Genomic DNA, 21,399 nt, shown 5'->3' with positions numbered 1-21,399 from the left:
GTGCCCAACAGTCGGGCTGCGAGCCCAATCGGTCCGCCGGCGCCCCGGTTGGTGTGCCCGCCGTGCCGGTCAGCGCAGCGTGCCTGGGGTGCCTGGGATGTCTACCGTGCCGAGGTCAGCGCAGCGTGCCTGCCGCCACCGTCAACACCGCGCGTATCTGCGCCGTGATGGCGAGCCGGTTACGGACGAACTGCGGGTCGGTGACCTTGCCCGTGGTCGGATCGGCGTTGTCGGCGCCGAAGGTGAGGACCGGGGTGTGCAGGTGCCCGCCGGGCGCGTTGAGGTGCACCGCGTCACGCAGCAGCGTCGCGCGATAGGCGATCTCGTTGGAGAGGTAGTTACCGCCGCCGCCGGCGCGCGCCGTCGAGCCGGGCGTGGGGCCGTTGGGCCGCTGCACGGGCTCGGTGCCACCGGCCGGGATCTCGGTCACGGCCGTGTTGTCGCGTACCGGAAAGGGACCGGTGTCCGCCGCGACGATCCGCTGATACGGCAGCGAGGTCGTCGTCCACTGAGGCTGCGGGCTCGGTGTCGGCACGCCCGGCGAGATGGGCACCGTGCCGGTGCGGGACACGTTCGCGTTGTCACCGTAGCCCCCGCGCCAGGCCCCGTTGGTGCGCTCCACATCGAACCGGCCCGGGCTGCCCTGACTGATGGTCGTGAACAGATCCGCCTGCCGCGGCCCTGGCCGGAAGTGCGGCAGCAGCGTGCGTTCGACCACACCGCTGGCGAAGTCGTCCCAACGGACCGGGAAGACGGCCGTCTCGATGCGCGCCGGGCCCGAGGAGGTACGGATCGTGGTGCCGTCCAGCGCGAGCGCCGCGGCGCCGGAGGGGTTGCTGCGCCGCGGATCGGAGTCGAGTTGGAACGGGTCGAACCCGGTCACCACGATCCGCTTGATGCCCTTCCCCGCCGGCAGCCGCATGGTGTCCTGCCCGCGCGAGGAGCGCTCAAGGCCGTCAAGCAGCGCGGTCCTGCGCGCGTCCGACAGGGGAAAGGACGGCTTCCAGTCGGCCAGTGCCCGGGTCATGCCGAGCCGCGCCCAGTACAGCGGGCGGTCGTCGTCCCGACTCAGATCGCCGCCCGCGGGGCCGCGGCCTTGCGCCCGGTCCACCGCGCGGTCCCACACCCGCTGCCCGTGCCGCTCCACCAGTCGCTCAGCCGCCGTTGCCGAGCGCGCGCCCACCAGCGCACGAGCGAAGCGAGGCGCCACGTCGTCGAACCCGCTGCGGCGCAAAATCTCGCGCGGCACGGGCAGATCCAACCGCTTCTCCTCGACGGTGGGCCCATCGAAGGCGCCGCGGTCGGCCGTGGCACGTGCCCCGGCAGCAACCGGCGCATCGGCGGCGACGGGGGCGGCCATGGCCAACGGCGCGGCGGCCACCAGCGCAGTGACAAGTCCTCCAAGGCGGATACGGAGCGGTTTCATGTGGGGTCCTTCGATACAGGGAAGAAACGTACAAGGTCGGACGAATTACGGGTCGCGATGGGGGTAAAACCGTGCAGCGCGGGATGGTGGGCTGGTGAGGGCGTACCGCACGGCCACCGCTTCCGGTAGCCGTTCGGTGTGCCCGCCATCGAACCCGACCACCGCCTGCCACGCCACCCCCAAAGGCCGGGTGTTTTCGTCCGCCGGGCATCGGCAGCCGGGGGCGCGGGTCCGCAGGGCGCCCCTCGCTCGATGGGGGAGACTGCCAGGGCAGGGCCGCCGGTCTCCTCGTGCGCGGTGGCACCGCCTACGACCGAACGGAGATGACCGTGACGACCGCGCCCGTGTCCCCGTGGCTACGCCGCCCCGTGCCGCGGCCCGACGCCACCACCACCGTGCTATGTCTGCCGCACGCGGGCGGCAACGCCGGATTCTTCATCCCCTGGGCCCGGATGCTGCCGCCGAACATGGAGCTCCTTGCGGTCCAATATCCGGGACGTCAGGACCGGCTCCTTGAGGAGCCATTGGTCGAGATGGCCGCGCTCGCCGACGCGCTCACCGCCGAGCTGACCCGTACACCGCTACTGCGCGGACGCGACCTGGTGCTGTTCGGCCACAGCATGGGCGCGTCGGTGGCCTGGGAGGTGGCGCTGCGCCTGGAACGGGAGGCGGGCCTGCGGCCCCGGCGGCTGTGCGTCTCGGGGCGCCCCGGCCCGCGCCGACTGCGGCCCACTGACACCTACCGTCTGAGCGAGGCGGAACTCGCTGATGAGCTGCGGCGGTTGGGCGGCACCGACAACGCACTGCTCGACGATCCGGAGATGCGGGAACTGCTGTTGCCCGCAATCCGTGCCGACTACCAACTCATCGGCACGTACGCTCCCGACCTCGATGCCCGGGTGAGCTGTCCGATCGACGCATTCACGGGTGACGCGGACGACGAGGCCACCCCGGAGATGGTCGAAGACTGGTCGCTGGCCACCAGCGGCGGCTTTTCGCTGACGGTGCTGCCGGGAGATCACTTCTTCCTGTGGCCGCAGAGCGAGCGGATGATCGCGGCGTTGAGCACGAAGGCAACGCCCAAGGCATCGCGCTACGCGGCTGTGGAGAATGCGGACTGAGTCACAGGCAAATGCGGGCTAAGCCGTAGCTGCTATGACCAGGGATGGCTCATTCGAGTCCTAAGGCCGCAGCCGCTTCACCATGATCGCGAAGATGGGAGAGTCCTCGAACGGCTTTTGCTCCCCTACCTTTTCGTAGCCCCATCTCTCATAGAGAGCTGAAACCTTGGTGTGCTCCGTGTCCACGAGTAGTGTCGCCACGTCACTTCCACGACTGTTGATAACAGCATCATGAAGGCGGGCCGACACTCCGGTCTTTCGCCATGACTGTACGACCGTCAGGTCTGACAGGCCAAACACCGTGGCGTCCGGTCCCACTGTCCCGGGCCGTTCGGAGCCTTGCCACCACCCGCCGGAATCGAAGGATGAACCGTAGGCGAAGCCGACCGGAGAACTATCCACAAAGCCGACTACACATGACCACTCAACTTTGCTGCTCCAGTGGTCGAAAAATTCGCTGAAGCGCTCGCGGGAGTGGAACGTGTCGCTCTCGTCTCTGTACGCCGCGTCGTGCATATCGAGAATCATCTCTCGGATATTTACAGCATCAGCGTGCGAGTAACGCTTCACGTCCATGTTTCGGCCCTTTCTGCCCATTCTCGAACATGGGGATCTTTGGAGTGAGACCCTGCCACGATGGTGCGAACTTCCGTGCGGCTGGAGGAAGTCCGCGCCGACTTGACGTCACAAGCCAGGTGATACAGCGCCGTGCGTGTCTTCGTAGATGATCGTCCTGTTGCGAGTGCCGACTTGATCTGTGTAGCGAGCTCGATGGAGTGGCTCTCCACGTCCTGACTGCCGCCCAGCGTCTGGTCTTTATTGACGATTCTGGTGTGTTCGGCCCGGAAGCGGCCCACGTCGGCTCGTCCAACAGAGGGAGCAATTGGGCCTATGGCGGTAGAAACGACGGTGCCCGTGGCGGCAGTGCAGAAGAAGCGGCGCTGCAAGGGGTCCTCCTCGGCAGGCAGCTTGGCCCGAGGCTTGAACCCTAGTTCGAGCGCTGGCCGTCCGAGAATCCTCTCCAGCGCGATGCGTTGGACAGGGTGCGGCCACTGAACCTCACCTCTGAGCCAGCGACGTACCTGACGATCAGTCAATTGCCCCTGGTGACCAGTCAGCCGTCTCATCTCGTCGTCTAACTTGCGCGCCAACTCGGCTTGAAAGACGTCTTGGTCTTCCATGGCTGCGCTAAGGCCACATTTTTCTCCATTGACTCAGCGTAGCCGTTTAGGCGTCTAGCGTGACGGCATTGATGGGGTGAAAGGCCCGGGGGCAACCGTCAGCGCTTCAAGGTCTCGCCCTGTCGTAGGTCGGGCAGCATGAGCCATCTTGGGGCTTCGAACCAAGGTGAGGAGGTATGAAGTGGACACGCCACCTGGAGGTCAACAGGGGGGCCGCGTCACCGTCCCTCCTCCCCTGCGGGCCTGCCTCGCCGCGACCGCTAGGGGCCTATGCGCCAAGCTGCGGTTGTGTACGCCCCCTCGCGCCCCCAGAGCCTCGGGCCGTGCCCCGAACCACCCTGGACGTGGAAATCATTGTCATCTAGCGTGTGGGTGTGAGCCACACGCTGTCGAGCTGCGGTGGAGGGCCAATGATCGTGGGCGGTGGGCTGCCCGGGGAGGTGGCGGACGCGGTGCGTGACGTCCCGTCGGGGCGGTCCACGCCGCAGCGCGCCGCCGTGCTGCGGGTCCTTGCGGCCTGCCCCGACTTCGTATCGGCGCAGGAACTCCACGCGCGGCTGGCCGCTGACGGGGTGTCCATCGGGCTGACCACGGTCTACCGCAGTGTCCAGGCCCTGGAGCGCGCCGGGCTGCTGGATGTTGTACGCGATGACGCGGAGGGCCGGCTGTATCGGCGGCGCCCCGCCGCCGGGCACCGGCACTACCTCATCTGCCGCGACTGCGGCAGGAGCCAGTCGGTGGACGCCGATGTGGTCGAGGAGTGGGCGGAGCGAGTGGGGGAGTGCACCGGGTTCTCCGCTGTGGAGCACATCCTGGAGCTCACCGGAGTATGTGCCAGATGTCGTGTCGGCTCCTGACGGGACGACAGCGGCCGTCCCGTCGGGAGGCACACGGCTCGTATCGCCTGCGGCCGGCACCGACGATTGCCGGAGCGCGACACCGGCGCCACCCCGTGGGCGCCCCCGCGCGCAGCGGCCGGGGGCCGGCGGCGACCCGGCTACTCCGTCCGCTGCCAGGTCAAAATGTCGCCCCCCTTGCCGGCCATCAGCGTCCCCGGCATCACCCGCAGTCGCCACGGAGTGAGCTTCAAGGCGGTGAACCCGGGCGACTCGGGCGTCTGCCAGTCGGGGACGCCAATGCCCCCGGGGTCGTAGCCCAGCGGCTCGGGGGCCGACTTGAGCAGATTCCACACCCGGGTGCGGGTCTCCACGTCATCGGCCCACTCGGCCGCGCACTCCGCGACACAGGTGTCGTGCCCGGGAGCCCAGTAGTTGACCGAGGCATACGGGCTATGGGCCAGATGGGCGCGCTTGGCCGGGGTGGGACCCGTGCCCACCCAGCCGGTGAGCACGCCGTCCTCCCAGGTCCAGATCGGGTGCAACACCCTGCTGCGCGGCCGGCCAGACCGGTCCACGGTGGCGACCGACGCCCACACGATGCGGTGCGCCATCTCCACGAAGGCAGGCGCAATCGTCGCGAGATCCTGCATAGGGCAACACGTCCTTCCGGTCACGAGAAAACCCGGACGTACCCTATCCGCGCGCCACGCCCTGCCACGGGCGTGGGGTGGCATCGCAGGCTCCCGCGCGGAATGCAGGCGCGAGCCGGTACCGGGCGCGCCCCGTGGCTGGGTGGCGGGCCCACCCCGCCGGTACCGGTGCCCGCCGGGTCAGTTGAGGTGGGCCAGCACCTTGTCCGGGGTCATCGGCAGCTCCCGCAGCCGTACGCCCGTCGCGTGGTGCACGGCGTTGCCGATCGCCGCGGCCGTGCCCACGATGCCGATCTCTCCGATGCCCTTGCTGCCCATCGGGTTGAGGTGCCGGTCGTCCTCGTCGATCCAGTGCGCCTCCATAGCGGGAGTGTCGGCGCAGGTGGGCACGTGGTACGAGGCCAGGTCGCGCTCGGCGAAGTCACCGAAAGACGGGTCCATGGTGCTGCCCTCCAGCAGCGCCATGCCGAGCCCCATGACCATTCCGCCGATGAACTGGCTATGGCCGGTGCGGGAGTTGAGGATGCGACCGGCGGCGTAGACGCCCAGTAGTCGCCGTACTCGCGTCTCGCCGGTGTCCGCGTCCACCGCGACCTCGGCGAAATGCGCGCCAAAGGCGTGCCGGGCGTAGGGGGATTCGGCGTCCGCCTCTCCGGAGGTGTCCGCGAAGGCGCGCAGCGTGGTGGTCGGGGTTTCCGCGCCCCCCGCCTCCATGACCAGTGCCCGCAGCCTGCGGCACGCGTGATGCACCGCCCAACCCCAAGACGCGGTGCCGGACGAGCCGCCGGCCAGGGGCGCCGCGGGCAGATCGCTGCGGCCGATGTCGATCAGCACATGGTCCACGGGCACCCCGAGCGCGTCCGCGGCGACCTGGGCGAGCACCGTACGAGCGCCGGTGCCGATGTCGGTCGCGTTGACCCGTACCCGATAGCCGCCGCCGGGCACGGTGCACGCCTCGGCCATGGAGGGCGAGACGAGAACCGGATAGGTGGCGGAGGCGACGCCCGTACCGATCAGCAGGCTTCCCTCGCGACGGCTGCGCGGCCGTGGATCACGTTCTTCCCAACCGAACCGGCGGGCGCCCTCGCGCAGGCACTCCACCAGATGCCGGCTGCTGAACGGCTTTCCGGTATCCGGCTCGATGGCCGGGTCGTTGCGTACCCGCAGTTCAACCGGGTCCATGCCAAGGGCGACCGCCAACTCGTCCATGGCCGACTCCAGCGCGTACATCCCCGACGCCTCGCCTGGCGCGCGCATCCACGACGGCGTTGGGACATCCAACGCGGCCACCTGGTGCGTGGTACGACTGTTGGGCGCCGTGTACATGGTGCGTGAGGGCGTCGCTGCCTGCTCCACGAACTCCCTGACCGTCGAGGTGTGGGTGATGATCTCGTGCCCGAGCGCGCTGATCCCACCCTTTCGGTCCGCGCCGATCCGCAGCCGCTGCACCGTGGGGGCCCGGTGGCCGACGACGGCAGCGAGTTGATTGCGGGGCAGCGCCAGCTTGACCGGGCGGCGAAGCTGACGGGCGGCCATCGCGGCGAGTACCACCTGCGGACGCGGCGTGCCCTTGGAGCCGAAGCCGCCACCGACGTGCTCGGAGACCACGGTCACCTGCTCGGGGCGCAACTCGAACAGCGTCGCCAGCGCGTCCCGGACCTTGGTCGAGCCCTGGTTCGAGTCGTACACCGTCAGCCGGTCACCGTCCCACTCGGCGGTGGAGGCGTGCGGCTCCATGGGGTGGTTGTGCTGCGCCGCCATGGTGTACGTCGCATCCACGCGCACCGCTGCACTGGCGTACGCGGCATCGAAATCGCCGTGCTCACGGCGGGCCGGATGGCCGCCGTTGGCCAACTCCGGCTCGTACAGCCTCGCATGGCCCTCGGTGAGGACCACGTCGTGCTCATCGGCCGCATAGTCGATGTGCAGTGCTGCGGCCATGCCGCGCGCCGCCTCTAGGGACTCGGCGATGGCCAGAGCCACGTACCAGCCGCGGTGCGGGACGTGTGCGTTCTGTAGGACGCTAAGCACCGGGTCATCGGCCGGGGTGACACGCGGCGCGTTGTGGTGGCTGAGTACCGCGAGCGCGCCGGGCATCGCGAGCGCATCGGTGTCGTGTACGGCGGTCACCGTGCCGCGGGCGATGGTCGCCGGCACCGGCCAGGCGTATGCCGTGCCGCGCGGCGTGTACTCCGCGGCATAGCGCGCGGCGCCGGTGACCTTCAGCTGTCCTTCGAGGCGGCCCAGCGGGGCCCCAGGCTCGGGGTGGCTCATGGGTGCCTCCTCAACTGCCTAGTTGCGGCATGTGGTTGGCGTCGGCGAGCGAGGCCAGCACGCGGACCGCCAGATTGCGGGCGAGCGGGACCTTGAAGCCGTTGTCGCGCAGCGGCCTGGCCGCCGCCAACTCGGCGTCGGCCGCATGCCGGAAGGATTCCTCGGTCGCGGGCGCGCCGAGCAGCGCCTGCTCGGCGACCGTGGCCCGCCACGGCTTGTGGGCCAGACCACCGAATGCGAGGCGCACCTCGCGCACCGTGCCGCCTTGGACGTCGAGCACGGCGGCGACGGAGGCGAGCGCGAAGGCGTACGAGGCGCGGTCTCGGGCCTTGCGGTAGGCGGAGCGGCCCGGCGGCGGGGCGGGCAGTTCGACGGCCGTCAGCAGTTCGTCGTGAGCGATGACGGTGTCCCGCTCCGGCAGGTCCGCGGGGAGCCGGTGAAATGCGGTGGCGGCAACCGTGCGCTCGCCGTCCGGGCCGCGGAGCACGACGCTGGCGTCGAGCGCGGCGAGCGCGACGGCCAGGTCGGAAGGGTTGGTCGCAACGCAGTGCTCGGAGTGGCCGAGGACCGCTAGGTCCCGGTGGATGCCCTCGCGGGCTGGGCAACCGCTGCCAGGGGCGCGCTTGTTACAGGGCTTGCTGACGTCCTGGAAGTACAGGCACCGAGTGCGCTGGAGCAGATTGCCCCCGGTGGTGGCGGCATTGCGCAGCTGGCCGGAGGCGCCCGCGAGCAGCGCCTGGGAGAGCACCGGATAGCGGGCGCGGATCAGTGGATGGGCGGCGAGGTCGCTGTTGCGTACGTTCGCGCCGATCCGCAGCTTGCCGTCGCCGACCGGATCGATGCCGGTCAGCGGCAACCTGCTGACGTCCACGAGCAGCCCCGGGCGCTCCACGCCCAGCTTCATCAGGTCCACCAAATTGGTGCCGCCGCCCAGGAACCGGGCGTCGGGCTCGGTGGCGACGGTGGCGATCGCCGTTTCGACGTCGTCGGCTCGTACGTAGCCGAACGGCCTCACGGCGCCACCTCCTCGATGGCGTCCACGATGTTCGTGTACGCGCCGCACCGGCACAGGTTGCCGCTCATCCGCTCGCGGATCTCGCTCGACGTCAGCGGCACCGGGGAGCCCGGCGGCGGCGCCCCTGAGCCGGTCCCCGGCAACGGCGTGACGTGCGAGGGGTGCCCATCGGCGGCCTCGGCGAGCACTCCGATCGCGGAGCACAACTGGCCCGGGGTGCAGTAGCCGCATTGGAAGCCGTCGTGATCGAGAAAGGCCCGCTGGAGCGGGTGCGGCTGCTCACCATCGGACAGCCCCTCCACGGTGGTGATCTGCGCGCCGTCCGCCGCCACGGCCAGGGTCAGACAACTGTTGATCCGATGGCCGTCGATGAGCACGGTGCACGCACCGCACTGGCCGTGATCGCAGCCTTTCTTCGCCCCGATCAGGCCAAGGTGCTCGCGGAGCGCATCGAGCACGGTGGTGCGGTGGTCAACGGTCAGCCGATGGGCGGCCCCGTTGACCCGCAAGGTGATCTGCGATGCGGTCGGTCGGTGCTCGACGGGAGGTGTCGAGGTCGTTGCCATGGCGTCACGGCCCTTCGCTGGTGTGCTGCTGCCCCGTGATCGCGTCCCCGTCCACCACTCGGACAAACCGTAAAATATTAGCCAGTCACTCGCATGGCGCACCGACCCCGCACGGTCGGTGGCTCCGCAAGCGCGGGTCAGCCGGTGGCGCGGTGGTTGGGGGCGGTGCAGGTCGGCGCGGGCGGCTTGCCGTCCGGCCACGCCAGCGTCTCGAACCGGGCCGCCTTGGTCCGTGCGTCGGGTGTCACGATGGCCACTGCCTTGTTGTACGCGTTGCCGTACCGGTCCAGGCAGATCCAGTCGCTGGCGCCCTCCAGCTTGCTTTGGCCGTGCAGCCGGAGCCAGCCGTCCGCAACCTGAGTGAGTTCGGGCATCTTCACCGCGCCGACCGTGCTGTTGCGGATGGCGGCGATGGCCGTGGTGAGGGAGTCGTAGGTGATGACGGCCCGCGAGTCGGTGAGGGAGACCTGGCCGATGGCCGCGCTGCGGCCGGTGCCGAACTCGCGCACCAGGTCACTGAACTGTCGATACGCGGCCGGGGAGCCGCCCGTCTTGGGGGCATTGGGGCCGCTCCACGCGTCCGGATGCGCGAGCGATGCGTACCGTACGGTGATGCCGCTGCCCCGAGACAGCGCCTCCCAGCCGAACGCGCGGAACACGGCGAGTGTGGATGCGTGCGAACCGCTGACGACCGTGTAGTGCTTGCTCACGCATGATCGATTGCCCAGCCGGTTGCCGCGACCACGTCCCTGGCGATGTCCGGCACCGATCTGCCGTCCGTCGCCACCCGTACGGTGCCCGCCGGCGCGTGCTCCGCGAGGTGCCGCGCCATGACGGCGCTGCGCTGGACGTGCGGCTCCCACTGCGAACCGATCTCGCGACCCGCCAGCCGCTCGGCTGCGGTGGTGTCCTGCGCGGTCAGCAGGAGCGGCACGAGCCGTACGGGCTCGCCCAGCACCCGCCGGAACATCGCGCCCTCCAGGATGCTCACCGTGTTCGTATAGACCAGCCGGCGCTGCCCCAACGCGGCGTAATTGGCCCAGACCGCCGCGAGGTTCCGCTCGGTGATCGCCGAGCGGTCCGGGTCGTCGGGCGGTGCCGGGTGTATCTGGTCCATCAGGTCGCCCTCGATCAGACAGTGCGCCGTCCCCGCCGCCTGCAACAGCGCGGAGACCTCCCAGGCCACGGTTGACTTGCCGACGCCCGAGCGTCCGCCGATAAGCAGTACGTCACTACACTCCACAGCATCCACGCCCGGACCCTCGCAGAGGGTCGCGCCCCGGGGCATCCGGTTTTCTCGGCGAGCCGAGCACCGCCGCGGTGCGCAAGCGGGTCGGGGGAGCGGGCCCGGGAGCGGACCGGGCCGGCGAGAGGAGTCGGCGGACCCGGTGGGTTTGCGCCACGTCGCGCAGGTGGACACACGGGCCGTACGGGGGCAAAGCCCGTCACATATCCGCGGTGTCCAGGCCGATGGGCCGAATGAGTCCCGTGGTAGGTGGCCGAAGCTGTTACCGTGCGCCCCGTCTCCACGGAACACTCGACGGGCCATGAGATGGCCACGAGAGGACGCGACATGAGCTTGGACCGGCGCGGCTTCCTGTTCGGCGCGGCGACTATAACCGCGGGTGGGCTCGCGGGGTACGCGGGCGGGCACCCGGCCGCGGCGAGCAGTGGGCCCCTCACCGCACCGCCGCGTACCCCCCGACCCACCACCCAGGACTGGCTCGCCCAGATCGCCGACGACCTGCCAGTGGCGCGTCTGAGCCTGCCCGGGACGCATCACTCGGGCGTTCGTCTAGGCGGCGCGCAGGTCGCCTGCCAGCGCCGCACCATCGCCGAGCAACTGAATGCCGGCATCCGCTTCCTGGACATCCGGTGCCGGTCCTTTCACTCGGCCTTCGTCGTCCACCACGCGGCCCTGTCCCAGAAGTTGCTGTTCGGGGATGTGCTGCTGGCATGTGAGGCGTTCTTGCGCGCCCATCCGACAGAGACTGTCTTGATGCGTCTGCGGCAGGAGCACTCCACGGTGCCCGACGCCGAGTTCCGCCGCGTTTTCGATCTGTATCTGGCGGGCTTTCGCCCCCTGTTTCGGCTCGACGCGACGCTGCCCACACTCGGGGAGGCCCGCGGCAAGGTCGTCCTGCTCGCCGACAACGCCAAACTGCCGGGCATCCCGTACGGCGACCCGAAACTGCTGGACATCCAGAACGACGAGCCGGCCACCCTCGCTGCCAAGTACCGCGCGGTGGAACGGCACTTCCGTAAGGCCGCCGCACGGCCCGGCAAGCTCTACGTGAACTACGTCAGCACCTCCGCAGCAGGCTCCCCGCTGACGGGCGCCCAATACCTCAACCCCCGCGTCCGCCACTTCCTGACTGGCCCGAACGGCCGCTTCCTGACCGGGCTCGGCCTGGTGGCCATGGACTTTCCCGACGCGACACCGGGCCTCATCGAGACCGTGATCCGCCACAACCCGGTGGGCCGCGGCGCCTAGCGCACCGCGTCATCCAGCTGGCCGATACGGTCTTTACGCACCCGCATGGCTGGGGTAGGAACTTCGGGTGAGCGACGACGCCAGCGAGACTGACGAGGCCGACCAGGTCGGCGTGGACCATCCCATCTTGCGCCGGATGTACTCCCTCAGCGGAGACGTCGAAGAGCGCACCGGCATCTACGACGACTGGGCGCGGGACTACGAGCGGGACACGGCGAACCTGGGCTATGTGGGGCCCGCGCTCGCCGCCGCTCGGGTTGCCGAACTGGTCCCGCCGGACACCGAGGTGCTGGACGCCGCCTGCGGCACCGGGCTGGTCGGCGTTGAGTTGGCGCAGCGCGAGTTCACCGCCGTCGATGGCGTTGACCTCTCCTCGGGGATGCTCGACGTGGCCAGGCAGAAGGGCATCTACCGACATCTCGCCATCGCCGACATCACCCGGCCGCTACCGGCGCACCAGGGCGGCTACGGCGCCGTCGTCTGCGCCGGGACGTTCACCGCGGGGCACGTCGGCCCGGAGGGCATCGACTCGCTCGTCGCGGCGGCCAGGCCCGGCGGATACACGGTGCTGACCGTGCTGTCACACATCTGGGACGCCAGGGGATTCCCGGCCCACATCGCGGAGCTGACCCAGCGCGGCGCGGCCCGCCTCGTAGATCAGCGGGCCGGCCAGACCTACCACACCAAAGAGCCGCTCACCTGCTGGGTCGTGGTCCTCCAAACACCTTGAGCGCGCGCCGCCGGTGCCCGTCAGCTACTGCGCGGCCAACTCGTTCCGTACCGCACGGAACGCGGCCACCGCCCGGCGTACGTCGTCCGTCGAGTGCGCGGCCGAGAGCTGGACGCGGATGCGGGCCTTGCCCTGGGGTACCACCGGGTAGGAGAACGCGATCACATAGATGCCCCGTTCGAGCAGGGCCGCGGCCATCGTGGCGGCCAGGGCCGCGTCACCGACCATCACCGGGGCGATGGCGTGCTCGCCGGGCAGCACATCGAATCCGGCCGCTGTCATCTCCGTGCGAAACAGCGCCGTGTTCGTACGCAACTGCTCACGCTGCTCATCCGATGCGGCCAGCAGGTCGAGCACCTTCAGCGAGGCGCCGACGATGGAGGGGGCGAGCGAGTTGGAGAACAGGTACGGACGCGAGCGCTGGCGCAGCAACTCGACGATCTCGGCGCGGGCGGCGACATAGCCACCGCTGGCGCCACCGAGCGCCTTGCCGAGCGTGCCGGTGATGATGTCGATCCGCTCGCTGACCCCGTACAACTCGGGTGTGCCACGGCCGTGCGCGCCGACGAAGCCAACGGCGTGCGAGTCATCCACCATCACCATGGCGCCGTACCGCTCGGCCAGGTCGCAGATCTCGTCCAGCGGCGCGATGTAGCCGTCCATGGAAAAGACGCCGTCGGTCACGATGAGCTTGCGGCGCGCCCCTGACGCCTCCTTCAGGCAGCGCTCCAAGTCGGCCAGGTCACGGTTGCGGTAGCGGAAGCGGGCCGCCTTGGACAGCCGGATGCCGTCGATGATGCTGGCGTGGTTGAGCTCGTCGGAGATCACCGCGTCCGCTTCGGACAGCAGCGTTTCAAAGACCCCGCCGTTGGCGTCGAAGCAGGAGCTGTAGAGGATCGTGTCCTCAGTGCCGAGGAACTCCGAGAGCCGTCGCTCCAACTCCTTGTGCGGCTCCTGGGTGCCGCAGATGAACCGCACCGAGGCCATGCCGAAGCCCCAGTCGTCCAGCGCCTGCTTGGCCGCGGCGATCACCTCGGGGTGATCCGCGAGGTCGAGGTAGTTGTTGGAGCAGAAGTTGACGACCGCCTCGCCGCCAACGCGGACGCTCGCGGACTGCGGGCTGGAGATCACACGCTCGGACTTGTACAGGCCGGCGTCGCGGATCTCCTCCAACTGGGCACGCAGATCCTGGCGCACGCTGTCGAACACGGGGACTCCTTCGGGGACGGATCGGTGGGTACGCGGCGAAGGCCAGGCCGGCGGCCACTGGGGCGATCGGCCAGGCGGAACCAGGTCAGGGCAGGTCAGGGCAGGTCAGGTCAGGTCAGGGCAGCGCGGGTCCAGTCAATGATGACCTTGCCGCAGTTGCCGGAGCGTGCGGTGGCGAACGCCTGCGCATGCTGCTCGTAGCCGAACCGATGCGTGATCACCGGCGAGATGTCCAAGCCGCTTTGGAGCAGCACGGACATCGCGTACCAGGTCTCGTACATCTCACGGCCGTAGATGCCGCGCAGCGTGAGCATGCGGGTCACCACCGTCGCCATGTCCACCGGGACCTCCTCGGCAGGCAGGCCAAGCACCGCGATCCGGCCGCCGGGGCTCATGGTGGCGATCATGTCGCGCAGCGCCTCCGCGCGCCCCGACATCTCCAAACCGATATCGAAGCCCTCACTCATGCCGAGGTCGGGCATGACGCCGGCGATGGAGTGGGCGCTGACGTCCAGGCTGACGGTGGCGCCCATCTTGCGCGCGAGATCGAGCCGGTACGGGCTGACGTCGGTGATCACCACATGGCGCGCGCCCGCGTGGGCGGCGATCGCCGCGGCCATCATGCCGATCGGGCCAGCCCCGGTGACCAGCACGTCCTCGCCCAGCACGGGGAAGGCCAGCGCGGTGTGCACCGCATTGCCGAACGGGTCGAAGATCGCGGCCACGTCGAGGTCGATGTCATGCCGGTGGACCCAGACATTGGACGCGGGCAGCACCACGTACTCGGCGAACGCGCCATCGGTGTGCACACCGAGACCGATCGTACGGATGCACAGATGGCGCCGTCCGGCCATGCAGTTGCGGCACTTCCCGCACACCAGATGGCCCTCGCCGCTGACCGTGTCACCCGGCGTCACATCCGCGACGCCGGCACCCACCTCCACCACCTCGCCGACGAACTCATGGCCGACGATCAGGGGCGTACGAACCGAGCGGGCCGCCCAGTCGTCCCAGCTTTCAATGTGCAGATCGGTGCCGCAAATCCCCGTGCGCAGCACTCGGATCAGCACTTGGCCCGCCCCGGCCTGCGGGGTCGGCACCTCGGTCAGTTCGATGCCGGGCCCAGCGGCGGCCTTCACCAATGCCTTCATGGGCGCCCACTGTGCTGCGCTCACGCTATGAAGTCCATCGCCATTTTCCCAGGTCACCTGTGAAGCTCAGCTTCACAGGCATGGAATACTGCCCCGGTGATCGACCCCAGAAGGCTGCGTGTACTGCGGGCTCTCGCAGATCACGGCACCGTCACCGCCGCCGCGCAGGCGCTCTATCTCTCGCCCTCCGCCGTATCCCAACAACTCGCCGTGTTGGAGACTGAGGTGGGTCATGCGCTCCTTGAGCGGCGTGGCCGGGCGGTACGGCTGACCGCCACCGGCGCCGTGCTCGCCACACACGCCACCAAGATCGCCGCACAACTCGAACGCGCAGAGGCCGACGTCGCCGCCTGCGCGGCGGGCGTGACCGGCGAGGTGACCATCGCCGCGTTTGCGACCGCGATCACCGAAGTCGTTGCCCCCACCCTGGTGGCGCTGCGCGAGTTGGCCCCGGGCGTACGGGTGCGGGTCAAGGACGCCGAGGGCAAGGAGTGCCACCGGCTGCTGATCGCTGGCGAGGCCGATGTGGCCGTGGCCGTGGAGGATCGGCAGACGCTGGGGCGCTGGGACGACCGCATGCTGCGCGAGCCGTTGTACGCCGAACCGTTCGACGTGGTGCTGCCGCCGGACCACCCCCGGGCCGAGGCGCCCGATGTGGACCTCGCGGCCCTGGCAGGCGATCCATGGATCACGCCGTGGCCGGGCAACCCGGTGCATGACGCCGTGGTCCTCGCCTGCCACAAGGCGCGGTTCCAACCCCGGGTGGCGTCCTTGTCGGACGACTTCAGGGCGGTGTGCGCGCTGGTCGCCGTGGGAGCGGGGGTCGCCCTGGTGCCCAGGTCCGCGCTGCCCGGAGCGGTGGCCGCTGGTGCAGCGGTGCGGCCCGTACGCGGTCACGGGCCCACCCGCAAGGTGTTCACGGCGGTGCGCTCGGGCACGGAGGGGCATCCGCTGCTGCGGCAGGCCCTGGCCGGGCTGCGCGAAACGGCGGCATCGCTGCCGGTGTGAGCGTGCGCCAGCGCCGCACCGGGTGGGGCAGGGATGCCGGGGTCAGTCGCGCGGCAGGAGGGAACCCAGGGGGCCCAGATCGAGGTTGAGGTCGTCCATCGTCAGCCCGTAGCGATCACACAGCTCAGCCATTCGATCCTCCAACGCCAGCAGTGTGCAGCCGACTCGCTCCTCCTGCTCCTCGTCCAGGTCCCCCTGATCGACTCGGTGTATCGCCGTACGTTCCATGAGCTGACGCAGCAACTCCACGATGGTGAGCACGAGTCGGATCAGATCCCGTTCCACCGTCTCCGGATCGGCGTTCAGCCGGCGCGCGGCCGGAACCGGGCTGGTGCCTTGCCGCACCCCGGCGGTGCGCGTGGCGGTCACGGTGGTTACGGCATCCGCGGCGGTCACGGCGTTCAGGGCATCTGCGAGATGCGCAGTGTTTATGGTGCCTATGGCGTTTACGGTGTTTATGGCATTTGGGCTGTTCCGGGCATTTGTGATGCCCCCGGTGTGCATGGTGTTGAGGGTGGCCGTGGTGTTGACGGCGCCTGTGGCGCTCACCGTCTTGGTGACGTCCGCAGCGGCAAAGGGCTTGGCCGTATCGGGCAGATCGTGCACGGTTTCACTCCTCTCCTGCCCTCCCGCGCCGGGCTCGCCGTCGCTCACCATGGAGCGAGATTCTCGGCGGTGATCGAGCGGATGACCGCCCGCACATTGATGTGCACCAGGTCCACATCGGCGATGGAGAGCACCAGGTCGCCGGTGAGGACGGCGCCCCCGGTGAGCAGCCGGTCGAGCAGATCGATCAGGGCGACCTGCCGCCCGGCAAGGGCTTCGAGCCCCGGGGCACCGACGCCGGCCACCGGCAGCTCAGCGTCCATGGCCCGCCCCTGCTCCAGGGTCGCTGCCGGTGCCGGTGCCGGTGCCGCTGTCGCTGCCGGTGTCGGGGGCCGTCTCGGGGGCCGGCGGCGAGGTGGCGGCGAAGGAGTACGGGGCCCAGGGGCCCGTCACCTCGACGCGTACGCCTGGTGCGTCCGCCGCCGCCTGGCGTACCGCGGCTTGGAAGGCGTCGGTGTGCTCTACGGACACCAGGTAGGCGTCGTTGGCCAGGTTTTCGCCGGAAGCCGTCGCCAGTTCGCCCTGCTGGGGGTGGTGCGCGACATGGCCGGCCGCAAGCGCTGCGGCCTGCTCGTGTATCCGGGCCACGACGTCGCGCGCCGTGCGATACACCGCATGGTGAGCGTCCCGCACAGCTCGCCGCTGCCGCAGATAGGCGCGCCCGGGTGAGCCGGCGGAACTGGCGGAGCCGGCAGTTGCGGCACCAGACTGAGGGGCCGCCGCCGGGGGCATGGCGCGGGGGTCGGCGTAGACCTTGACGCCCCACTCGGCGTGTCCCTCCAACCGGTCGAGCAGCGTCCGCAGGGCCCCGCCGTGCTCCTGGAGCATGTGGGCGACCCGGGCCTCGTCCCGGTAGACCGTGCCGAGCCGCATCGGCAGCACCGTGGTCAGCGCATTGGCCGCGACCACCAGGGCATGGTGCGATCTGGCGATGGCCGCCAGCCGGTCCAAGTCCTCCATCTGGCCGCGCAACCCCTCCTCGCCGAAAGCGTCCGCTGGTACGTCGCACACCAGCGCGCTCAGCCCGTCCGCGCAGACGGTGCGTACCGCCGCCCCGTCGAGCCCCGGCGCGCCGGCCGCGGCCTCAGTCAAGGCCGGCTCGTGCCACCCGACGGCATAGACGTAGGCGTGGCGCCGGCGATCATCACCGTGGCCCGACCCTGCGGCCACCTGCGGCCGGTTCGAGGCGCCGGTCGTCGCAGTGGCCGTGACATCGCCGTTCATCACTCGCTCCCTTCCGTGCGCGCACCGCGCGCGGTGCGCTCGACTGCCTCGGACGCCGCGGGGGCACCGGTGATGGCCCGCAGTTCGTCGAGTTCGGCGCGCAGTCGGGCGTTCTCCTGTGCCAACTCGCCTGCTGCGGGCGCCTCGCGGGCGGCTGTGGCAGGCTCGGCCGGCTCAGAGGGCGCCGCCGGCCGTGCGGAGGTGCCGTTGGCCAGCGAGGAGAGCGAGGGATCGCGTTCCCACCAGTCGATGCCCATCTCCTTCGCCTTATCGACCGATGCGACAACGAGTCGCAGTTTGATCGTCAACAGCTCGATGTCGAGCAGATTGATCTGGATGTCACCGGCGATGACCACGCCCTTGTCCAGCACGCGTTCCAAGATGTCGGCGAGGTTGGCGGATGAACCCTGCTGGCTGTGGGGCGAGAGCCCGCTGGCAAGCCCGGGCCGGGTCGAGAGCGGATCGGACATGGCAGCCGCCTCCTTGGTGTCGATATGCGGTGGGAACGCGGGGCCCGTGCGGCGCGGATGCGGTACGGCCCGTCAACGCCCCGCTGCCCGTATCCGGCGCTGGTACTCCTCAAGCCACTCCAGCCGCTCCAGCAGCTCGTCCTCTCGGCGGTCGAACTCCTCCTCGCTGATTCTTCCCTCCTCCAACTCGGCGACAAGCGCAGCAAGTTGGGCCCGTACGGGCTCGGGGTCGTAGTGCTGACGCTCGGCCGCCGCCACCACCTGATCGAGTACCCACACCGTGCCGTACACGGGGGCGAACGGCAGCTTCAGCAGCCCGGTGACAAGTCCCATGGGCCCTGCCTTCCTCGTCGATGGCGCCGAGGCTCTCCCGGCTGCGTCACACGAAGCTGTACGGCGGCAGTGGGCCGTGCAGGCTCAGCACATAGCCGGGACCCTGCTGCTCGGCCTCCTCGTCCACGGCCTGTGCGAACGAGGTGGCATCCGCACGCTTGACCAGGAACGACACATTGAGGAAGTGACTTGAGGTGGCCGCCCCCACACGGTGCCCAAGCCCGGTGGGCGCCAGCCGCGCCACGATGCCGTTGGCCACATCGTCTTGGCGCTGCCGCACCTCATGCGACAGGAGTTCTCCCAGGCGCAGGCGTTCTTCTTGCGCATCGGGTCGCTCTCGGGTGATCTCGTTGAGCCGGCGGACCTCATCGGACTCGGAGACGATTTCGCGGAGCATGTCGCTCTCGTCGCGCGACACCTTGAGGTGGTACTCGACGCATCCGGCGATTTCCTTGAGGCGTTCGCCGTACTCGGCGCGCCGCTCCTCCAGCGCGGCCAGTACCCGATCGTCGTCCGGGCCGACCAGCCCGAACCGCATGGGCAGGGTGGCCCCTTCGTCAAGCAGCCGACTCAACACGCTTTGATGGGCAATCAGGTCGCGACGCTTGGCCCGCAGATCCTCGGGCGCGTCGCTGACGACGGCGCCCAACTCCCGGGTCTTGAGCACTCGCAGCTCACCGGCGGGTTCGCCGACCCCGTGCAGACCGTCGAGCCGCAGTGGGTGGTCTACCGGTGTGATGGCGTACACGTACGTGGACATGGGGCCTACTCCTCTCGGGACGTCGTGCGGCGGCTGCTCGTCCTCTTGCTGGTGCGCTCGCTTCCACGCTCGGCGGGCTCCTCCTGGGAGTCCCCCTTGCGACCGCGCGTCAGGGACTCGCCCACGGCCTCGACGGCGCCGGTCAGCGCACCCTTGGACTTGCCCTTGGCGCCGCTCTCGGTGGCCTCGCCGACGATGTCGGTGAGCTGGGTCGGGGCCTTGCGCCCGGACTCCAAGTCCAGCCGGTTGCACGCCTCAGCGAAGCGGAGATACGTGTCCACGCTGGCGACGACCACCCGGACGTCAACCTTCAAAATCTCGATGCCGACCAGCGACACTCGGACGAACGCGTCGATGACCAGGCCACGGTCCAAGATCAGCTCCAGGACGTCATAAAGCGTCCCTGATCCGCCGCCTTGGCTCGTCGCGGCCGTATTGGCTTGCGGCACGACAGTCACGTTGGCTCCTCCTCTTTCCTTTCCGGCATTCCTGGATTTTTGGGAATGTGTCGGGACGTCGTGATGGTGATTGGCATGTCAGCGCGTTCCGGTCAATGCGTCCCGCTTCGGTACGCGCCAAAGAAAGCTCAACGGGCAGCCCAGGGCCGGCAGTTCACCTAGCGGGCGGGGCCTTGCGTGGAGCCGGTGTACGGCGGCGAAGGTGCCGCGTACCGGGACCGCCTGGCATTTCTTCGGGCACCACCACCGCGCCGTTGCGGTCGGTGGCCAGTTGGTCAGCGGTCAGCCATCGAGCTGCCCCCTGGCGTAGCGGCGGGTGCGCTCGTAGCCGAGGAGACGGCCGGCAGAGTCGAGCCGTACGCGATAGGACGCCAACACGCTGGTGGTGTCCGGGACCCGCTCGACCTCCACCACTTCGACATCGGCCGACCAGCCGTCATCGGTCGCCCGCAGCGCGGATACCGAACTCGGTTGGCTGCCCAGCAACTCGCCGAGTTGCCGGGCGGCGCTGCGCATCGCCTCGGGTGCAGCGAGGCGGTCCTCCCGATCATCGCCGTCATCGCTGGGCGTTCTCGCCATGTCCGCTCCATCTCCGTCATCCGCCGATGGGGCCGGGCTCGCCGGCCGCCGCGCCTCTCGCGACTCGGGAGCGGGTGCCCCGGCAAACCGAACGTATGCACACCCAGGCGGCCTCGGGTCGGTCTCTTCGGCCGTGGGCGACCCCCGGCGCGCCGGCAGAACGGATGGCGTGCCGCGGGGGCGGGCTCAGGTTCTGGTGAGGCGCCTGCGTGGAGACTTCGCCGTATCAGGGTCGCCGGCGTTGGCTTGCGGGGCCGGCGCCGGCTTGTGCTGGTGCCGGTGCGGCTTGTGCTGTCGCCGGGCCGAAGCGTTGCCGGTAGGCAGCGGGGCTCAGGCCCGTTCTGCGGCGAAGTTGGGCACGGAGATTGGCGCCGGTGCCCAGGCCGCTGAGCTGGGCGACTCGGTCCAGGCTCGGCTCCCCGCGCTCGATCAACCGGCAGGCCAGGGCGACGCGTTCGGCGGTGAGCCAGCTCAGCGGGGTCGTGCCGAGCTGGGTACGGAACCAGCGGTGCAGTGTCGCCTGGCTGACCGCCGTCTGGGCCGCCAGCTCCATGATGGTCAGCGGTTGGTCCAGGCGCTCTCGTACCCAACCGAGCACCGGCGCCAAGGTGGCATCGGGCGTGGCCGGAACCGGCAGTTCCACGAACTGCCGCTGGCCGCCGTCCCGGTGGGCCGCGAACACCAGCCGCCTGCTCACCATGTTGACCACCTCGGCCCCGTGGTCGTGGCGGATCAGCTGGAGCCCGAGGTCGAGTGCGGCGGCGCTGCCCGCGGCGGTGAGCACGTTTCCGTCGTCCACGAACAGCACATCGGGCTCCAGCCTGACCGCCGGATAGCGAGTGGCGAAGCTGTCCGCCCAGCGCCAGTGTGTGGTGGCCCGGCGGCCGTCCAGCACCCCGGCGGCGGCCAGCGTGAACGCTCCTGTGCACAGGCTCACCAGGCGGGCACCGCGCGCCGCCGCCCGCCGGATGGTATCGAGCACCGGGGCAGCCGGCTCGGCGTGCGGGTCGGGCCGGTTCGGCACCACCACGGTGTCCGCCGCGTCCGCCGCGGACAGGTCCGCGACGCCGGACAGCGTGAACAACCCCGCGTGCATCTGCACGGAGGGCGCGGCGGCGCAGAGCGTGAACTCGTACCAGGGGCGGCCCAGTTCCGGCCGCCGCAGCCCGAACAACTCGGTCATCACCCCCAGCTCGAAGGGGTTGGAGCCATCGTCCACGATCACCGCCATCCGATGTGGTCGGCTGGCTTCGGCCGCCGGCCCCCAAGGGTGGTGCGAGAATCCTTGCGGCATATGCGATTTTT

At 69.8% G+C, this 21,399-nt stretch carries 25 protein-coding genes; 5 read left to right on the top strand and 20 right to left on the bottom strand.

All coding sequences use genetic code 11. From position 1 onward, the window contains the following. Positions 1-115: 115 nt before the first annotated feature. Positions 116-1,426 (bottom strand): pyroglutamyl-peptidase I, encoded by a 1,311-nt coding sequence (locus FHS42_RS19935; RefSeq protein WP_184573778.1) that lies wholly within the window; start codon positions 1,424-1,426, stop codon positions 116-118. A gap of 329 nt (positions 1,427-1,755) precedes the next feature. Here FHS42_RS19935 and FHS42_RS19930 point away from each other — a divergent pair, with 329 nt between their 5' ends. Then, positions 1,756-2,547 carry a thioesterase II family protein gene (locus FHS42_RS19930; protein ID WP_184573776.1) on the top strand — a complete coding sequence of 264 codons (792 nt, stop codon included), beginning with the start codon at positions 1,756-1,758 and terminating at the stop codon, positions 2,545-2,547. A 60-nt stretch (positions 2,548-2,607) separates the two neighbouring features. Here the strand turns inward: FHS42_RS19930 and FHS42_RS19925 are convergent, their stop codons facing one another. Both FHS42_RS19925 and FHS42_RS19920 read right to left on the bottom strand, forming a co-directional pair. After that, positions 2,608-3,123 (bottom strand): GNAT family N-acetyltransferase, encoded by a 516-nt coding sequence (locus FHS42_RS19925; RefSeq protein WP_184573773.1) that lies wholly within the window; start codon positions 3,121-3,123, stop codon positions 2,608-2,610. Beyond that, positions 3,114-3,728, bottom strand: coding sequence for a hypothetical protein (locus tag FHS42_RS19920; protein ID WP_184573770.1), 615 nt, complete (start codon positions 3,726-3,728; stop codon positions 3,114-3,116). The genes FHS42_RS19925 and FHS42_RS19920 overlap by 10 nt, the downstream gene beginning before the upstream one ends. A gap of 374 nt (positions 3,729-4,102) precedes the next feature. On the opposite strand from FHS42_RS19920, the gene FHS42_RS19915 reads away from it, so the two are divergent. Continuing rightward, positions 4,103-4,585: a Fur family transcriptional regulator gene (locus FHS42_RS19915; protein ID WP_312866957.1), complete on the top strand. Its 483-nt coding sequence runs from the start codon at positions 4,103-4,105 to the stop codon at positions 4,583-4,585. 140 nt (positions 4,586-4,725) lie between these two features. On the opposite strand, the gene FHS42_RS19910 is transcribed toward FHS42_RS19915, so the two are convergent. From FHS42_RS19910 to FHS42_RS19885, 6 genes are all read right to left on the bottom strand, one after another. After that, entirely contained in the window at positions 4,726-5,217 is a 492-nt protein-coding gene (locus FHS42_RS19910; RefSeq protein WP_184573767.1) for a pyridoxamine 5'-phosphate oxidase family protein, read from the bottom strand. Between the two features lie 180 nt (positions 5,218-5,397). Further along, the gene (locus FHS42_RS19905) at positions 5,398-7,491 is read right to left on the bottom strand and encodes a xanthine dehydrogenase family protein molybdopterin-binding subunit (RefSeq protein ID WP_184573764.1); all 2,094 of its coding nucleotides are present in this window, start codon (positions 7,489-7,491) and stop codon (positions 5,398-5,400) included. Between the two features lie 10 nt (positions 7,492-7,501). Then, entirely contained in the window at positions 7,502-8,506 is a 1,005-nt protein-coding gene (locus FHS42_RS19900; protein WP_184573761.1) for an FAD binding domain-containing protein, read from the bottom strand. Next, positions 8,503-9,072 (bottom strand): 2Fe-2S iron-sulfur cluster-binding protein, encoded by a 570-nt coding sequence (locus FHS42_RS19895; RefSeq protein WP_184573759.1) that lies wholly within the window; start codon positions 9,070-9,072, stop codon positions 8,503-8,505. The genes FHS42_RS19900 and FHS42_RS19895 overlap by 4 nt, the downstream gene beginning before the upstream one ends. A gap of 137 nt (positions 9,073-9,209) precedes the next feature. After that, a complete protein-coding gene (locus FHS42_RS19890; protein WP_184573757.1) occupies positions 9,210-9,782 on the bottom strand; it encodes a hypothetical protein in 573 nt (190 codons plus the stop codon). Further along, positions 9,779-10,315 carry a nucleoside/nucleotide kinase family protein gene (locus tag FHS42_RS19885; protein ID WP_184574026.1) on the bottom strand — a complete coding sequence of 179 codons (537 nt, stop codon included), beginning with the start codon at positions 10,313-10,315 and terminating at the stop codon, positions 9,779-9,781. Before FHS42_RS19885 ends, FHS42_RS19890 begins: the two co-directional genes overlap by 4 nt. 330 nt (positions 10,316-10,645) lie before the next feature. On the opposite strand from FHS42_RS19885, the gene FHS42_RS19880 reads away from it, so the two are divergent. After that, positions 10,646-11,566, top strand: a complete 921-nt coding sequence (locus FHS42_RS19880; RefSeq protein ID WP_246494999.1) for a phosphatidylinositol-specific phospholipase C — start codon at positions 10,646-10,648, stop codon at positions 11,564-11,566. A gap of 67 nt (positions 11,567-11,633) precedes the next feature. After that, a complete protein-coding gene (locus tag FHS42_RS19875) occupies positions 11,634-12,296 on the top strand; it encodes a class I SAM-dependent DNA methyltransferase (RefSeq protein ID WP_221476691.1) in 663 nt (220 codons plus the stop codon). A 24-nt stretch (positions 12,297-12,320) separates the two neighbouring features. Here FHS42_RS19875 and FHS42_RS19870 read toward each other — a convergent pair whose 3' ends face one another. Next, positions 12,321-13,505 carry a glycine C-acetyltransferase gene (locus FHS42_RS19870; protein WP_184573754.1) on the bottom strand — a complete coding sequence of 395 codons (1,185 nt, stop codon included), beginning with the start codon at positions 13,503-13,505 and terminating at the stop codon, positions 12,321-12,323. Positions 13,506-13,615: 110 nt separating this feature from the next. Beyond that, positions 13,616-14,656 carry an L-threonine 3-dehydrogenase gene (gene tdh / locus FHS42_RS19865; RefSeq protein ID WP_184573751.1) on the bottom strand — a complete coding sequence of 347 codons (1,041 nt, stop codon included), beginning with the start codon at positions 14,654-14,656 and terminating at the stop codon, positions 13,616-13,618. A 96-nt stretch (positions 14,657-14,752) separates the two neighbouring features. Between tdh and FHS42_RS19860 the strand changes: the two genes are divergently transcribed. Then, on the top strand, positions 14,753-15,664 hold the full coding sequence (locus tag FHS42_RS19860; protein WP_184573748.1) for a LysR family transcriptional regulator: 912 nt from the start codon (positions 14,753-14,755) through the stop codon (positions 15,662-15,664). Between the two features lie 42 nt (positions 15,665-15,706). Here FHS42_RS19860 and FHS42_RS19855 read toward each other — a convergent pair whose 3' ends face one another. From FHS42_RS19855 to FHS42_RS19815, 9 genes are all read right to left on the bottom strand, one after another. Next, positions 15,707-16,009, bottom strand: coding sequence for a gas vesicle protein K (locus FHS42_RS19855; protein WP_376772647.1), 303 nt, complete (start codon positions 16,007-16,009; stop codon positions 15,707-15,709). A 305-nt stretch (positions 16,010-16,314) separates the two neighbouring features. Continuing rightward, a complete protein-coding gene (locus FHS42_RS19850; protein ID WP_184573746.1) occupies positions 16,315-16,533 on the bottom strand; it encodes a gas vesicle protein in 219 nt (72 codons plus the stop codon). After that, the gene (locus tag FHS42_RS19845) at positions 16,523-17,494 is read right to left on the bottom strand and encodes a GvpL/GvpF family gas vesicle protein (protein WP_184573743.1); all 972 of its coding nucleotides are present in this window, start codon (positions 17,492-17,494) and stop codon (positions 16,523-16,525) included. Before FHS42_RS19845 ends, FHS42_RS19850 begins: the two co-directional genes overlap by 11 nt. Continuing rightward, on the bottom strand, positions 17,494-17,964 hold the full coding sequence (locus tag FHS42_RS19840) for a gas vesicle protein (RefSeq protein WP_184573740.1): 471 nt from the start codon (positions 17,962-17,964) through the stop codon (positions 17,494-17,496). Before FHS42_RS19840 ends, FHS42_RS19845 begins: the two co-directional genes overlap by 1 nt. 72 nt (positions 17,965-18,036) lie before the next feature. Beyond that, on the bottom strand, positions 18,037-18,297 hold the full coding sequence (locus tag FHS42_RS19835) for a gas vesicle protein GvpG (RefSeq protein WP_184573738.1): 261 nt from the start codon (positions 18,295-18,297) through the stop codon (positions 18,037-18,039). Positions 18,298-18,343: 46 nt separating this feature from the next. Then, positions 18,344-19,057 carry a GvpL/GvpF family gas vesicle protein gene (locus tag FHS42_RS19830; protein WP_184573736.1) on the bottom strand — a complete coding sequence of 238 codons (714 nt, stop codon included), beginning with the start codon at positions 19,055-19,057 and terminating at the stop codon, positions 18,344-18,346. 5 nt (positions 19,058-19,062) lie between these two features. Beyond that, the gene (gene gvpJ / locus FHS42_RS19825) at positions 19,063-19,515 is read right to left on the bottom strand and encodes a gas vesicle protein GvpJ (protein ID WP_184573734.1); all 453 of its coding nucleotides are present in this window, start codon (positions 19,513-19,515) and stop codon (positions 19,063-19,065) included. A gap of 282 nt (positions 19,516-19,797) precedes the next feature. Then, a complete protein-coding gene (locus FHS42_RS19820; protein ID WP_184573732.1) occupies positions 19,798-20,094 on the bottom strand; it encodes a gas vesicle protein GvpO in 297 nt (98 codons plus the stop codon). Positions 20,095-20,320: 226 nt separating this feature from the next. After that, the gene (locus tag FHS42_RS19815) at positions 20,321-21,388 is read right to left on the bottom strand and encodes a helix-turn-helix domain-containing protein (RefSeq protein WP_184573730.1); all 1,068 of its coding nucleotides are present in this window, start codon (positions 21,386-21,388) and stop codon (positions 20,321-20,323) included. Positions 21,389-21,399: the final 11 nt, after the last annotated feature.

This window comes from Streptomyces zagrosensis, from assembly GCF_014203645.1.
Lineage (GTDB): Bacteria > Actinomycetota > Actinomycetes > Streptomycetales > Streptomycetaceae > Streptomyces > Streptomyces zagrosensis.
Note: the sequence above shows the minus strand (reverse complement) of the source record. Positions and strands in the feature narration are given on the sequence as shown.